The following is a 13,141-nucleotide window of genomic DNA, read 5'->3' as shown; positions in this document are numbered from 1 at the left end:
CGATCACATGCTGGATCGCGCTCCGGAAGATGTCCTGCGGAAGCCCCACCAGATGATCAGGGCTCCGGCCGCGGCGGCGGCCGCGCCGACGACCGAGGCCACGTGCATGGCGTGGACGAACCCCTCGTCGGCGATGGCCGACAGCCGGGGCAGCCGCATCTTCGCGCCGAGCAGCCGGGTGGCCTCGGGCGACTCCGCGGCGCCGTCGGCGGCACGGGACGGCAGTCCGCTCAGGCGCGGGGTGACCCGGTCGCGGTAGACGCTGACCAGGACGGAGCCGAGGACCGCCACCCCGAGGACGCCGCCGATCTGCCGCAGCGAGTTGTTGACGGCGGAGCCCGCGCCGGTCCGGTCGGCGGGGAGGATCGCCATGATGGCCTCGGTGGTGGGGGCGACGGCGGCGCCCATGCCCAGGCCCTGGAGGATGAGGAAGACCCAGAACAGCGGCAGTCCGCTGTGCTCGTCGAGGAACACGTAGGCGACGAAGCCGGTGGTGGCGATCAGCATGGCCGCGGTGACGACCGGGCGCACCCCGTAGGCCCGTACCAGCTTGGCCGAGAGCGGGGCGCCCAGCAGTACGCCGAGGGCGACCGGGGCGATGGAAAGACCGCACTCCAGCGGGGTCTGGCCGTGGACGCCCTGGAGATAGAAGCTGGTGTAGTACATCGAGCCGTTGAGCCCGAAGAACGTGAGCATGACGGCGACGCTGGCGCCGGTGAAGCGGATGTCGCGGAAGAGCCGTACGTCGAAGCTGGGGTTGGCGACGCGCAGTTCGACGAGGACGAAGACCGCGACCAGCAGCACACCCCCGGCCAGCGAGGCGACGATGGCCGGGTCGGTCCAGTCGTTGCGGTGGCCGCCCTCGATGACGCCCCAGACGATGGCGAAGAGCCCGGCGGTGGAGAGCACCACGCCCAGCGGGTCGAACTTCTGCCGCACCCGGGTGACCACACCGGGCAGGAATACGAACGATCCGGCCACGCACGCCACCACGATCGGCACGTTCACCAGGAAGACCGAACCCCACCAGAAGTGGTCGAGCAGCACTCCGCTGAGCATCGGCCCGGTGGCGATCGCGATTCCACTGGAACCCGACCAGATGGCGATGGCGGTGGCCCGGTGCCGCTCGTCGAAGACCTGGGCGATCAGGGCGAGGGTCGCGGGCATGATCAGGGCGCTGCCGATGCCCATCGCACCGCGCGCCACGATCAGTTCGGTGGCGGAGCCGGAGTAGGCGGCCCAGGCGGAGGCCGCGCCGAAGAGCACCATGCCGGTCAGCAGTAAGCGGCGGTGGCCGTAGCGGTCGGCGAGCACCCCGCCGGTGAACAGCAGCACCGCGAAGACCAGGGTGTAGGAGCTGATGCTCCACTGGAGCTGATTGGGGCTGGCGCCGAGCCCCTCGGTGGGGTCGGCCAGGGTCTTGAGGGCGACGTTCAGCACGGTGTTGTCCAGCCACACCGCGAGTTGGGACAGGACGAGCACCGAAAGCGCGAGCCACTGGCGACCGGTGGGGGAGTGCGAAGGACCGGCCTGGGTGGCATCGGTGGTCGCGGTGTTCTGTGCAGCCATGGGGGCGGCGCCTTTCGGGACCCAAGGCATGGTGGGGGGTCCGCGTCGTATGGCAAGGGATGGCGTGCTGGCTCTAGAGGAAGTTACCAATCCGCCGAGCGGAGGCGCAGCCCCTTGCCGACACGGGGAGGTGTGGTGGCCGGAACGCGAGGGTATTTCCCGGCGGGAAGTGTCCCATAAGGAGCGATCTTCCTTGCCGTGTGCCAGGGGGCTCGTTACTGTTCCCGGAAAGGGAACGGGGGTGTCCTTTGAGCCATTTCGGAATTCAACCAAATGGGCGAGTGCCTATTGATGGATTTGACGGGGAGGTGGGTACGGGGGGCGCGGTTCGAACGGAGCCGGACATGGGGTCGGACAACCTGGAGGAGACTCTGGGCCAGGCGTTACGCCTCCTGGAGTCCGCCGTGCACCACCACCGCCGCTCCGCGCTGGCCTCGGCGTCCGCCGAACTGCCGGTGGACGGGGAGGCCGTGGCCGGGTGGGTGGCGCGGCTGGTGCTGCGCGCCGAGCGGGATGTGATCTGGAGTCTGCCGGAGGTCACGGGCGAGGACCACGCCCGGCTCGTCGGGCAGACGCTCGCCCAGCTGGCGGGCAAGGGGGTCAGGACCCGGATGCTGTGTCCGCCGGCGGTCATCCGGGGCGCGGCGTGGCAGCGCTCGGTGGGCACCGTGGCGCGCCTGGAGGTGCGCGTCTTCGAAGGGGTGCGGCAGGAGTTGGTGGTCGTGGACGGTGCGGCGGTCATCGCGCCCGACGCCTCGCCGGGCGAGCCCGGCGGCTCCCGCGCCTCGATGATCCAGAACTCGACCGTGGCCGATATGCTGCACCAACTGCTGTGCGGCATGTGGGACACGGCCCAGCGCCCGATGCGGCCGCTGTCGTTCGAGGGCGGCGCGCGCGGCCGGGTGCTGCGCGAGGTGCTGACGCTGATGGCGGAGGGCTACAAGGACGACGCCGCGGCGCGCAAACTCGGCCTTTCGGTGCGTACCTACCGTCGCTATGTGGCCGACATCATGCGGGACCTGCAGGTCGAATCGCGGTTCCAGGCCGGAGTGCGCGCCGTGCGCGCCGGGCTGATGGAGTCCGACCTCGAGTAGGGGGGCCGTCGCACCGCGACGGTGGCCGGGTTGTTGGCGGTTTGAATGATATTGGCACGCTTCTGTCCGCCGGCGACCTGGCAGCTTCCTGCAGATTCCATCTTCTGACCGTCGGGTAACCGGCTGCCATCTGCAGCTTTATGACACGCCGACTAGTCGAACGCTGGTGTTCATCGGGCGCGTGACAGCTAGTGGACTCTGGGGTTGTCCCCTCCCGGACCGGCGCCTAGCGTCAGCGGAAGCTTCGTCGCTTTGCCCATGCCCGAAAATGGAGGTGCGCGGTAATGACCGCCATCGTCGAAGAGCGTCGTGAATCCATCAAGGAAATCGTCACCGATATTCTTGAGATCGACCCCGACGAGGTCACCGAGACCAGTCTCTTCAAAGAAGAGCATGACGCGGATTCACTGCGTGCCATTGAAATACTCGCGGCATTGGAGAAGACCTTCAACATTGTCATAGACCAGTCCGAACTCAGCCGGATGGTAAACCTCCGGGGCGTCTATGAGGTTGTCTCCGACGCGGCGGGCTGGTGACCGCCGGATCCTGGCGGACTCCTCGGAAGGCAGGGCGAAATGCGTGGTGAGCCGGGTCGTAGGGTCGTTGTCACCGGCCTCGGAGCGGTGTCCGGCATCGGCATCGGCGCGGCGGAATTCCTCGCCGGACTGCGCGCCGGGAAGAGCGCGGCGGGGCCCATCACCGCGTTCGACACGGAGGGCTTCGACCGATCTACGGCGTGTGAGGTCAAGGATTTCGAGCCGGACCGGTGGATTCGAAATCTCGATGTGCGGACGCTCGGCCGGGCGAGCCGGTTCTCGGTCGCGGCGGCCCGTATGGCGGTGGCCGACGCCGGATTCCCCGAGCCGGAGAGCGCGCTGTGCGACGTTCCCTGTCTGATCTCCGTCGGCACGACCGACGGCGAGTCCAGGGACCTGGACCATCTGGTCGAGGAGGAAGTGGACCTGGGGCCCGAGCGGATGGACCCCACGGTCGCCCGGCGGGTGCCCGCCGGACGGCTTTCGAGCGCGATCGCCCAGGAGTTCGGCCTCACCCGCGCCGAGGCGGTCACCCTCCCCACCGCGTGCGCCGCCGGGAACTACGCGGTCGGCTACGGCTACGACGCCATCCGCGGCGGGGACGTGGACGTGGCGCTGTGCGGCGGGGCCGACGCGCTGTGCCGCAAGACCTTCACCGGCTTCTACCGCCTGGGCACCATCGCCCCCGAGCGCTGTCAGCCCTTCGACAAGGACCGCAAGGGCATCCTGACCGGCGAGGGCGCGGGCATCCTGGTGCTGGAGAGCCTGGAGTCGGCGCTGGCCCGCGGCGCCCGTATCTACGCCGAGGTGCTCGGCTACGGCCTCAACTGCGACGCGGACCACCCCGTGGCCCCCAATCAGGACAGCGTGGTCCGCTGTATGCGGCTCGCCCTGGACAACGCCCGCGTCAAGCCGGACGAGGTCGACTTCATTTCCGCGCACGGCACCGGCACCAAGGCCAACGACATCACCGAGGCCCGCGCCATCCGCCAGGTCTTCGGGGACGCCGCCCCGCCGCGCACGGTCTCCATCAAGTCGATGATCGGCCATTCCATGGGTGCCGCCGGGGCCCTGGCCTCGATCGCCTGCTCCCTCGCGCTCACCGAGGGCTTCATCCCGCCGACCATCAACCATGAGCACACCGACCCCGAGTGCGGTCTGGACTGTGTGCCCAACCAGGCCGTGGCAGCGGACCTGAAGGTGGTCCAGAACAACGGGCTGGCATTCGGCGGCAACAACGCCGTCGTCATCTTCGGCAAGGCCCGAGCGGACTGGTCATGAGTCAGCTGGTGACGGGCGCGGGCGCGGTGGCGAGCGTGGGCGAGGGCGTCGACGAGGTCTTCCGGGCCCTGTGCGCGGGCACCAGCGGACTCGGCGAGCTGCGCGGCTTCGACCGGGAGCGGTACCGGACCCGCCACGCCTACGAGATCGACGACCGTCCCGCGCCCGGCACCGACCTCCCGGGCCGCGCCACCGACTGGCTGCTGCGCGCGGTCGGCGAGGCCGCGGCCCAGGCGGGGCTCGGCGAGGACCTGAGCGACGTACCGGTCCTCGTCGGCACCGGGCTGCGGGAGCTGCGCTCGGCCGAGCTCGCCTGGCGCGACGGCACCCCCTTCGACATCGGCCGGCTGCACTTCGGCACCGCACTGCGGACACGTTTCGGCGCGGTCCGCACCCACACCTTCTCCGGGGCCTGCTCGGCCTCCCTCTACGCGCTCGCACTCGCCGCCGACCTGCTGACCACCGGCGCCGAGGACACCGTCGTGGTGGCCGGAGTCGACACTCTCACCGAGTCGATGTACGGGCTGCTGGACCGCGTCAACGGCGAACCCCCCGACCGCCTCCGGCCGTTCGACCGGGACCGCCGCGGGGTGCTCATGGGCGACGGCGCGGCCGCCGTGGTGCTGCGCCGGGAGGAGCCCGGCGCGGAGACCCGCGCGCTCGGCCGGGTGCGCGCCGTCAGCATGAACTGCGACGCGACCCATGTGACCGCCCCCGACCCCCAGGGCATCGCGCGGGCGGTGCACGAGGCGCAGTGGCGGGCGGGCGTCAAACCGGGCGACATCGACCTGGTGCTGCTGCACGGGACCGGCACCCAGCTGAACGACGCCGCCGAGGCGGCCGCCATCGCCGAGGTCTTCGGCCGCGAGGTCAGCGGGCCCCTGATGACCGCCATAAAGTGCATGACCGGCCACACCTCGGGCGGCTCCGGGCTGCTCAGCCTCATCGTCGCGCTGGAATCCCTGGCCTCCGGCCGGGTGCCGCCCACCCTGGGCCTGGCCGAACCGCTGCCCGAGGCCGAGGCGTTCCGCTTCGTCCGGGAGGAGGCGCGGGAGGACGGGGATCTGCGGGTCGCGCAGATCGACGCGTTCGGCTTCGGCGGGGTCAACGCGGTCGCCATCGTCGAGAGGGCCGGCCGATGACGCATGGCCCCGGCGAAGTCGTCGTCACCGGCGTCGGCCTGGCCCTCCCCGGTGTCGGCACCCCCGAGGCGCTGCTGCGCCGCACCGCCTGCCCCGTCACCGGGCCCGCCCCCGAACCGTTCGACACCGGCGCCCGGATCGGCCGCCGGGGCCACCGCTACAAGGACCGGGCGACCCGGCTGGCGCTGTGCGCCGCGCTGGAGGCGCTGCGGAACGCGGACCTGATCCCCTCCGACGGCGAGGAGGTGACCGTGCCCGGCGACACCGTCGGCGTGGTCGCCAGCTCCAACCTGGGCAACCTCGACACCGCCTGCCTCACCGCCGCCGCCATCGCCGAACGGTCGGCCTTGGACCTCAGCCCCATGAGCCTGCCGAACGCCTCCAGCAATGTGATCGCCTCCTGGGTGGCCATCCGCCACGGGCTGCGCGGCCCCAATCTGATGCTGTGCAACGGGGCGACCTCCGGCCTGGACGCCGTGCACTGGGGCGCCGCGCTGGTCGCGGCGGGCCGGGTGCGGCGCGCGGTGGTGATCGGCGTGGAGACGCACAACGCGGTCGTGGAGGATCTGCTCGGCCGGTCCGCCGGTGAGCTGCTGGACGGCGCCGCCGCCGTCGTCGTCGAGGGCGCGCGCTGGGCCGGGGCCCGGGGGGCGCGGGCCGTCGCCGTCCTCGGGCCGTACGAACGACGGGCCGGGCTCGGCGGCTGCGTCGAGGCCCTGCTGCCCGACGGTGCCGCCCCCGGCGTCTGGTTCACCCCCGAGCGTTACGCCGAGGGGCTTGCCGGGGCCGTACCGGTGCCGGGGGCCGTGCCGCGCTACGACGTCACCGGTGCGGTGGGCCGGGCCTCCGGGGCCCTCGGGGTGCTCCAGTGCGCGGCGGCCGTCGGCTGGCTGGCCCGCGCCGGGACCGGAGCCGGAACTGGGCCGGGAGCGGGAACCGGGAGCGCCGCCTTCGAGGCCGCCGGTCCCGGGGCCGCGCCGGGCCCGGCGCCCGCGTTCCGCCAGGCGCTGATCACCAGCGGGGACGACACCGCGGACGCCGTGGCCGGACTGCTGCTGCGCCCCGCGCCCGACCGGTGCGCCCCGCACCCCGCACGTGCCGCCCTTATCTCCATGGAGTGTTCCCGATGACCGCCGCCGCCCCGCCGATGTCGACCAAAGCCCTGCTGACGGACGTCACCACCGTCCGGCTGCGCCCGCGCTACGAGGGGTCGAACATCTGCACCTGGATCGGCTTCAAACACGTCAACTACCTCGTCGAGGAGGCCGTGCTGGTGCACTTCGCGGACTCCGGCGCGCCCGCCCGGCGGCTGTACGAGGAGCACGGTCTCGGGCTGGACATCGTCGCCCTGGAGACCCGCATCCTGCACGCCTTCCACATGGACGACATGGCCGAGGCCGAGGTGGTGCCGGACACCCAGGACGACGACCGCACCCTCGGCTTCCGGGTGACCCTCCGCGTGGAGCGCGACGGCTCGGTCCTCAAGGCCGTGGCCGCCAAGGTGCGGGTCTCGCTGCGCGCCGACACCTATCTGCCGGAGGTCGGCGAACCCCCGGCCGAATTCGTGCCCTTCGTGGTGGACCGGCTGGGGGCCGAGGCGCGTACGGGCGAACTCGCGCCGATCCGGGTGCAGATGCCGGACGGGGACGAGGCCGCCGTCCTGGCGTCGCTGACCGACGGCCGCAACGCCCACGCCTGGAAGTGGAACATCTCCTACCCCTACTGCCACTTCACCGAGCGGCTCCAGATGTCCGGCTATCTGCGGCTGCTGGAGGAGGCCAAGGACCGCTTCGTCCTGGACCGCGGCATCTCCATCAAGACCCTGCTGGACGAGCGCAAATGGATACCGGTCGTCCCCCAGTCCTCGGTGCGCGTCCTCGACGAGGCGGTGATGGAGGAGGACCTCTACTCCGTCTACACGGTCGAGGAGATCTTCAAGGACCTCACCTACACCGCCCGGATGGACTGCTTCGTGGTCCGCGACGGCGCGCTCACCCTCACCGCCACCGGCCGGATCACCCACGGCTACGCGGTGATCGACAACCGCAGCGACTGGCGGCTGGTCCCCTTCGACCGGCGGGTGCTGGACGCGCTCGGCGCGGAACAGAGCGGCACCTGATGGACGACGTACTGGTCACCGGCCTCGGCGCGCTGTCCCCGCTGGGAGCGGGCACAGGCGCCTTCTGGCGCGGGATGCACAAGGCGGACACCGCGCCGACGCGGGTCCCCGATCCGCTCGCCCACATGGACCGTCCACTGATGTACCTGGTGCCGGAGGCCGACCTTCCGGACGGGCCCGAGGAGCAGGACGGCCTGCCGCTGGGGCGCGGCTCGCGGTTCGCGCTCGCGGCGGCGCGCGAGGCGGTCGCCGACGCGGGGCTGGCCGCGCTGCCGGGGCCGGCCGAGCTGCCGGGGCCGGGCGGGAGGCCGGAGGCCAAGGGCCTCGATCCGCGCCGGGTGGCCGTCGCCCTCAGCACCGGTATGGGCGACACGGATCTGCACGAGGGCTGGTGGACCGGCGAGGCACCCGCGTCCGGCCGCTGGGCGCCGCCCTTCCCGCTGGCCTCGGTGGTCGGCGGGTGGTTCGGCGCCCAGGGCGTCAACACCTGCGTCAGCAACGCGTGCGCCGCCAGCGGCTACGCGCTCTCGGTGGGCGCTGACCTGATCCGCTCCGGCGAGGCCGACGTGGTCATCGCGGGCGGCGCCGAGGCGTACTCCCGCGTTGCGCTGGCCTGCTTCAACCGGCTGGGCGCCATCGACCCCGAGCGCTGCCGCCCGTTCGCCGCCGAACGGCGGGGCACCGTCTTCGGCGAGGGTGCCGCCGTGCTCGTCCTGGAGTCCGCCACGCACGCCCGCGCGCGCGGCGCGCGCACCGTCTACGGGCGTCTGGCGGGCGCCGGCTGGAGCTGCGACGCCTACCACGCGACCGCCCCCGAGCCCTCCGGTGAGCAGATCGAGCGCGCGATGCGCGAGGCGCTCCGGGAGGCGGGGGCCGGGTCCGGGGCCGAATCCGGCTCCGGCGGGCTGGGGTTCGTGATCCCGCACGGCACCGGCACCGAGCTCAACGACGTGGTGGAGAGCCGGGTGCTGGACGCGCTGACCCCCCGTACGCCCCTCTACAGCGTCAAGGCGCTCATCGGGCACACCGGCGGTGCGGCGGGCGCCTTCGCCGCGCTGGCCGCCAGCTTGATGCTGCACCACAGGACGCTGCCGCCGAACGTGCCGGTCGGCGAGCAGGACCCGGAGTGCGCGGTGCAGCTGCCATCCGGCTCGGCGCCTATGACCGGGGCGTACGGCCTGGTCAACGCCTATGCCTTCGGGGGCAACAACATCTCGCTGGTCTTCGGGGAGGCCGCCGCGTGAGTAACGAACCGGCCGTCGGCCTGGTGGTGACGGGCATCGGCACCGTGGGCGCGGACGGCTTCGACTTCCGTACGGCGCTCGGCAGGCACGGCTACAAGTACCTGCCCGCCGCCTCCCAGTACTTCCTCGCCGCGGCCAAGCGCGCGCTGGCCCAGGCGGGCCCGGACGCCCTGGAGGCGGTCGGGCCCGAGGAGCGGGGCGCCGCGGTGGGCACCAACAGCGCGGCCGTCGCCCTGCACCACACGATGGACCGTACGGTCACCGCCACCGGGGCGGGCGATCTGTCCCCGGTCACCGCGCCCTACTTCTCCATCAACCTCTTCGGCAGCCGACTGGCCACCGAACACGACCTCAAGGGCTTCAACCTCACCTTCACCAGCCCCCGGATCGCGGGCCTGGAGGCGCTCCAGACCGGCCAGCGCGCCCTCGCCACCGGCCGGGCCCGGCGGCTGCTGGCCGGGGCCACCGAGGAGGCGCTGCCCGAGGTCGAACCGGGGGCGGACACCTCGGAGGCCGGAGCCGTCGCGCTGGTCCTGGAGCCCGAACCGGCCGCCCGGAGCCGGGGGGTGGCGGCGCTGGGGCGGGTGGGCGTCCGCTCGTTCTTCCTGCCGCCGAAGGTGGCCGCCTCCGCCGAGGGAGCCGAGCGGGCCGCGGCGCTGCTGCGGGACGCGCTGGACGCCCTCGGCCACCGGCCGGACCGGCCCCTGGCCGTCACCGCCGTCCTCGACGGCTCCCCGGTCGGCGAGGCCATGGCGGCGGCGCTGGACGAGAAGGCGCTGGGCGGGCGGGCCCTGGCGGGGAAGCCCGAGTGGGTCCCGGCGGGCGCGGGCGCCCTGGAGCCGGTGGCGCGGGTGGCCGCCGCCCTCGCCGCGCCGGAGGGCCACCCCCACGCCGTGGTCACCGCGGCGGCCGAGGGGAACGCCGCCGTCTGCCTGGTGACCCCGGGCGCCCAGCTGGACGAACTCTCCGGGACCGAAGCGAGCGACGGGGGCGAGCAGCCCATGAGCGGACGACGGAGGGCGAGCGACCGATGATCACCCGACTCGAAGGTTCCTGGTGCCTGGTGCTGGGCGCCTCCAGCGGTATGGGCCTGGCCATCGCCCATGAACTGGCCCGCGAGGGTGTCCACATCCTCGGCGTCCACTTCGACACCACCGACGGCCAGGAGAAGGCCGCCGTCGCCCGGGAGGAGATGCGCGGCCACGGCGTCGAGGCCCACTTCTTCAACGCCAACGCCGCCTCCGCCCGCACCCGCGAGGAGCTGCTGCCCCGGTTCGAGGAGCTGACCGGCGGCACGGGCATCCGGATCGTGGTGCACTCCCTCGCCTTCGGCACCCTGCTGCCGTACGTCGGCGCCGAGGGCGAGGACAGCCTGACCGCCCGCCAGATGAACATGACGCTCGACGTGATGGCGCATTCGCTCGTCTACTGGACCCAGGACCTGTTCACCGCGGGGCTGCTGCGCCAGGGCGCCAAGGTGTACGCGATGACCAGCGCCGGGGGCGCCAGGGTGATGCCCCACTACGGCGCCGTCTCCGCCGCCAAGGCCGCCCTGGAGTCCCATGTGCGGCAGCTCGCCCTGGAGCTCGCCCCCTCCGGCATCGCCGTCAACGCGCTGCGCGCCGGGGTCACCCCGACCCCGTCCATGGAGCGCATCCCCGGCAGCGACCGGCTCGCCGCCTACGCCCGGGATCTCAATCCGCACCGGCGGCTGACCCGGCCCGAGGACGTCGCCGAGGCGGTATCGCTGCTCTCGCGCACCGACTCCTCCTGGATCACCGGCAATGTGATCGGCGTGGACGGCGGTGAGCTGCTGACATGACGGCCCATCTGCTGATCGAGAGCGGCGGGCCGCAGACCGGACCCGCCTGTGAGCGGTTCCTCGGCGATGCCGCGCGGCTGGCCAGGGACGGCCACCAGGTGGTGCTGTTCCTCGTGGAGAACGGCGTGACCGCCGCCGTCCCCGGCACCGCCCCGGGCATCGAGACGTTCCTGAGCGACGGCGGCGAGCTGTGGGTGGACGCCTTCTCCGCTGCCCAGCGCGCCCTGCCCGCCGACGATCTGACGCCCCGGGCGCGGCTGGTGGAGATGGACGACGTGGCCGCCAAGCTGCTGGAGCCGCGGATCAGGGCGGTGTGGCACTGATGCCCAGGCCCGTCCCCCGTACCGATGTGCTGCTCAACCTCTTCGGCGCACCCCACCAGACCGACCTGGTCACCTCGGCGCTGCGGCTGGCGGCCGCGCTGCTGCGCCGGGGCGCCCGGGTGCAGATCTGGACCTGCGGCGACGCCACCCGGCTGACCGGCGCGGCCCTCGGCGACACCAAACCCCGCGACTACACCGACCTGGGGCGCGAGCACCCCTCCACCGCCCGAATCGTCCGCGAGCTGATCGAGGATCACCCCGACCGGCTGTACTGGTACGTGTGCCGGTTCTGCGCCGCGGAGCGCGGCGCCGCCGACCAGATCCCGCAGGTCCGCACGCGGGCGCCGTTCGTCTTCGCCGAGCATGTGAACGCGGCGGACAAGAGCCTGCTCATGGGGGTGTGCTGAGCCATGGGCGACCAGGCGCGCTGGCTGCTGATCGTGGAGAAGGCGTACCGGGGCTCGGTCGAGACCCAGTACGCCGACGTGCTGTACTGCGTGCCCGATCTGCACCGGCAGAGCGGCGGCTGCGATCTGGCGCTGCGCGGCCCCGCCGCCGGCTACGCCCTCGACACCGGCCCCCGGCCCGCGCTGCGCCTCGGCGGCCGCACCCTGGACACCCTGCCCGATCCGCCCACCTCCGTGGCGAAGCTGCTGGCCGCCGGGGTGACCGTGCTGGTCGAGGAGGACGGTCTGGCCGCGCTCGGCCGCACCGCCGCCGAGCGGCTGCTGCCCGGCGTATGCGTCATCGGGGGCGACGACCTCGCGGCCCGCTGGCCCTCCTACGAACAGGTGTGGTTCCTGTGACCCGCCCCTCCCACGGCCCCCTGGGCCCTACCGAAGGAGTACCCGTACCCATGGTCAACGCCCCCTCCGGGGCAGCCCCGGTCATCTCGGCCTGGACCGCCGTATCGCCCCTGGGACTGCGCGGGGCCGACTTCACCGCGGCCCTGCGGTCCGGCCGCCCGGCCGCCCGGCCGCTGGACCCCGAGGAGTGGTCGGCGCCGTTCCGCGAGGCGAGCCTCGTGCCCGACTTCCACATCCGGCAGATCCTCGGCCGCAAGGGCACCCGCTCCATGGACCGGGCCACCGGCCTTGCCGTCACCGCGATACGCCATCTGCTGACCGGGGAACGGGAGTACGGCGAGGGCGAGCGGCTGCCGGGGGTGGGCGAGGAGACCGGTCTCGCGCTCGGTACCAGCACCGGCTCCGCCCAGAGCATCATGGACTTCACCCGGGACTCGCTGGTGGGCGAGAAGCCCTTCTACGTGGACCCGGCCCGGTTCCCCAACACCGTGATGAACTGCGCGGCCGGCCAGTCCGCCATCTGGCACGGGCTCAGGGGCCCCAACACCACCATCGCGGGCGGCCGCGCCACCGGGCTGCTCGCCCTGCGGTACGCGGTGCGGCTCCAGCGGGCCGGCCGGGCCGAGGCCGTGCTGTGCGGGGCGGTCGAGGAGTTCTCCTCCGCCCGCGCCTGGCTGGAATGGCACGCCCGCGCGGACGGGAACAGCGCCGCCGTGCTCGGCGAGGGCGCGGCCGTATGGCTGCTGGAGCCCGACGCCTCGGCGCGCGAGCACGGCCGCGACGGGCTCGCCGAGGTGGTGGGCCTGGAGTTCGGCTGCGCCGCGGACGCGAAGGCCGCCCGTACGGTGCTCGCCGAGGCGATCGGCCGGCTGCTGGACCGCACCGGTGTGGCCCCCGGCGAGCTGAGCGCCGTCGCCGACTCCGGCGCCCCCGGCGCCGAGGGGGAGGCCGAGCTCGCCGCCCTCGCCGACGCCCTCGGCGGCAAGGAGCCACCGAGGATCACGGCCGCCGACACCATCGGGGACACCTGCGCCGCCGCGGCGGCCTTCCAGATCGCCGCCGTGCTCGCGATGGCCGAGCGCAAGGAGATCCCCTCCGGCGGGAGCGCCCTGGTCACCACCGTGGACCGGGACGGCGTGGTCGGCGCGGCCCTGCTGCGGATCCGGTGACGGGCCGCCGCCCCCTGAACTGAAGGAGCTGGTTGA

Annotated in this window: 14 protein-coding genes; 13 read left to right on the top strand and 1 reads right to left on the bottom strand. The window is 73.0% G+C overall.

Translation table 11 applies throughout. From position 1 onward, the window contains the following. Nucleotides 1–3: 3 nt before the first annotated feature. Nucleotides 4–1,569, bottom strand: coding sequence for an MFS transporter (locus J2Z30_RS13100; RefSeq protein WP_044574685.1), 1,566 nt, complete (start codon nt 1,567–1,569; stop codon nt 4–6). 344 nt (nt 1,570–1,913) lie between these two features. Here J2Z30_RS13100 and J2Z30_RS13095 point away from each other — a divergent pair, with 344 nt between their 5' ends. The 13 genes from J2Z30_RS13095 to J2Z30_RS13035 all read left to right on the top strand — a co-directional run bounded on the left by J2Z30_RS13095 (nt 1,914) and on the right by J2Z30_RS13035 (nt 13,105). Further along, a complete protein-coding gene (locus tag J2Z30_RS13095; RefSeq protein WP_044574688.1) occupies nt 1,914–2,663 on the top strand; it encodes a helix-turn-helix transcriptional regulator in 750 nt (249 codons plus the stop codon). Nucleotides 2,664–2,947: 284 nt separating this feature from the next. Next, entirely contained in the window at nt 2,948–3,199 is a 252-nt protein-coding gene (locus tag J2Z30_RS13090) for an acyl carrier protein (RefSeq protein ID WP_044574691.1), read from the top strand. 39 nt (nt 3,200–3,238) lie between these two features. Next, nucleotides 3,239–4,480, top strand: a complete 1,242-nt coding sequence (locus J2Z30_RS13085; RefSeq protein ID WP_044574694.1) for a beta-ketoacyl-[acyl-carrier-protein] synthase family protein — start codon at nt 3,239–3,241, stop codon at nt 4,478–4,480. After that, nucleotides 4,477–5,622 carry a beta-ketoacyl-[acyl-carrier-protein] synthase family protein gene (locus J2Z30_RS13080; protein WP_044574698.1) on the top strand — a complete coding sequence of 382 codons (1,146 nt, stop codon included), beginning with the start codon at nt 4,477–4,479 and terminating at the stop codon, nt 5,620–5,622. The genes J2Z30_RS13085 and J2Z30_RS13080 overlap by 4 nt, the downstream gene beginning before the upstream one ends. Continuing rightward, nucleotides 5,619–6,752 (top strand): beta-ketoacyl synthase N-terminal-like domain-containing protein, encoded by a 1,134-nt coding sequence (locus J2Z30_RS13075; protein WP_044574701.1) that lies wholly within the window; start codon nt 5,619–5,621, stop codon nt 6,750–6,752. Before J2Z30_RS13080 ends, J2Z30_RS13075 begins: the two co-directional genes overlap by 4 nt. After that, nucleotides 6,749–7,741 carry an acyl-CoA thioesterase family protein gene (locus J2Z30_RS13070; protein WP_044574704.1) on the top strand — a complete coding sequence of 331 codons (993 nt, stop codon included), beginning with the start codon at nt 6,749–6,751 and terminating at the stop codon, nt 7,739–7,741. Before J2Z30_RS13075 ends, J2Z30_RS13070 begins: the two co-directional genes overlap by 4 nt. Further along, a complete protein-coding gene (locus J2Z30_RS13065; protein WP_044574707.1) occupies nt 7,741–8,985 on the top strand; it encodes a beta-ketoacyl synthase N-terminal-like domain-containing protein in 1,245 nt (414 codons plus the stop codon). The genes J2Z30_RS13070 and J2Z30_RS13065 overlap by 1 nt, the downstream gene beginning before the upstream one ends. Continuing rightward, nucleotides 8,982–10,019 (top strand): beta-ketoacyl synthase N-terminal-like domain-containing protein, encoded by a 1,038-nt coding sequence (locus tag J2Z30_RS13060; RefSeq protein ID WP_052701555.1) that lies wholly within the window; start codon nt 8,982–8,984, stop codon nt 10,017–10,019. The genes J2Z30_RS13065 and J2Z30_RS13060 overlap by 4 nt, the downstream gene beginning before the upstream one ends. Beyond that, nucleotides 10,016–10,807: an SDR family oxidoreductase gene (locus tag J2Z30_RS13055; RefSeq protein WP_037956204.1), complete on the top strand. Its 792-nt coding sequence runs from the start codon at nt 10,016–10,018 to the stop codon at nt 10,805–10,807. The genes J2Z30_RS13060 and J2Z30_RS13055 overlap by 4 nt, the downstream gene beginning before the upstream one ends. Further along, nucleotides 10,804–11,130: a DsrE family protein gene (locus J2Z30_RS13050; protein ID WP_044574712.1), complete on the top strand. Its 327-nt coding sequence runs from the start codon at nt 10,804–10,806 to the stop codon at nt 11,128–11,130. The genes J2Z30_RS13055 and J2Z30_RS13050 overlap by 4 nt, the downstream gene beginning before the upstream one ends. Further along, nucleotides 11,130–11,537: a hypothetical protein gene (locus tag J2Z30_RS13045; RefSeq protein ID WP_044581884.1), complete on the top strand. Its 408-nt coding sequence runs from the start codon at nt 11,130–11,132 to the stop codon at nt 11,535–11,537. The genes J2Z30_RS13050 and J2Z30_RS13045 overlap by 1 nt, the downstream gene beginning before the upstream one ends. A 3-nt stretch (nt 11,538–11,540) precedes the next feature. Further along, a complete protein-coding gene (locus tag J2Z30_RS13040; protein ID WP_044574715.1) occupies nt 11,541–11,936 on the top strand; it encodes a hypothetical protein in 396 nt (131 codons plus the stop codon). A 50-nt stretch (nt 11,937–11,986) separates the two neighbouring features. Then, on the top strand, nt 11,987–13,105 hold the full coding sequence (locus tag J2Z30_RS13035) for a beta-ketoacyl synthase N-terminal-like domain-containing protein (protein ID WP_044574720.1): 1,119 nt from the start codon (nt 11,987–11,989) through the stop codon (nt 13,103–13,105). The last annotated feature ends 36 nt before the right edge of the window (nt 13,106–13,141 follow it).

It is taken from the genome of Streptomyces iranensis, assembly GCF_017874715.1.
Lineage (GTDB): Bacteria > Actinomycetota > Actinomycetes > Streptomycetales > Streptomycetaceae > Streptomyces > Streptomyces iranensis.
The sequence above is the reverse complement of the archived record's forward strand: the minus strand, read 5'-3'. Positions and strand labels throughout refer to the sequence as shown.

Coding starts and splice junctions, on each gene's coding strand:
- J2Z30_RS13100 (WP_044574685.1), bottom strand. CDS start 1,569: ATGGCTGCACAGAACACCGCGACCACCGATGCCACCCAGGCCGGTCCT.
- J2Z30_RS13075 (WP_044574701.1), top strand. CDS start 5,619: ATGACGCATGGCCCCGGCGAAGTCGTCGTCACCGGCGTCGGCCTGGCC.
- J2Z30_RS13055 (WP_037956204.1), top strand. CDS start 10,016: ATGATCACCCGACTCGAAGGTTCCTGGTGCCTGGTGCTGGGCGCCTCC.
- J2Z30_RS13045 (WP_044581884.1), top strand. CDS start 11,130: ATGCCCAGGCCCGTCCCCCGTACCGATGTGCTGCTCAACCTCTTCGGC.
- J2Z30_RS13035 (WP_044574720.1), top strand. CDS start 11,987: ATGGTCAACGCCCCCTCCGGGGCAGCCCCGGTCATCTCGGCCTGGACC.
- J2Z30_RS13090 (WP_044574691.1), top strand. CDS start 2,948: ATGACCGCCATCGTCGAAGAGCGTCGTGAATCCATCAAGGAAATCGTC.
- J2Z30_RS13095 (WP_044574688.1), top strand. CDS start 1,914: ATGGGGTCGGACAACCTGGAGGAGACTCTGGGCCAGGCGTTACGCCTC.
- J2Z30_RS13040 (WP_044574715.1), top strand. CDS start 11,541: ATGGGCGACCAGGCGCGCTGGCTGCTGATCGTGGAGAAGGCGTACCGG.
- J2Z30_RS13065 (WP_044574707.1), top strand. CDS start 7,741: ATGGACGACGTACTGGTCACCGGCCTCGGCGCGCTGTCCCCGCTGGGA.
- J2Z30_RS13080 (WP_044574698.1), top strand. CDS start 4,477: ATGAGTCAGCTGGTGACGGGCGCGGGCGCGGTGGCGAGCGTGGGCGAG.
- J2Z30_RS13085 (WP_044574694.1), top strand. CDS start 3,239: ATGCGTGGTGAGCCGGGTCGTAGGGTCGTTGTCACCGGCCTCGGAGCG.
- J2Z30_RS13050 (WP_044574712.1), top strand. CDS start 10,804: ATGACGGCCCATCTGCTGATCGAGAGCGGCGGGCCGCAGACCGGACCC.
- J2Z30_RS13070 (WP_044574704.1), top strand. CDS start 6,749: ATGACCGCCGCCGCCCCGCCGATGTCGACCAAAGCCCTGCTGACGGAC.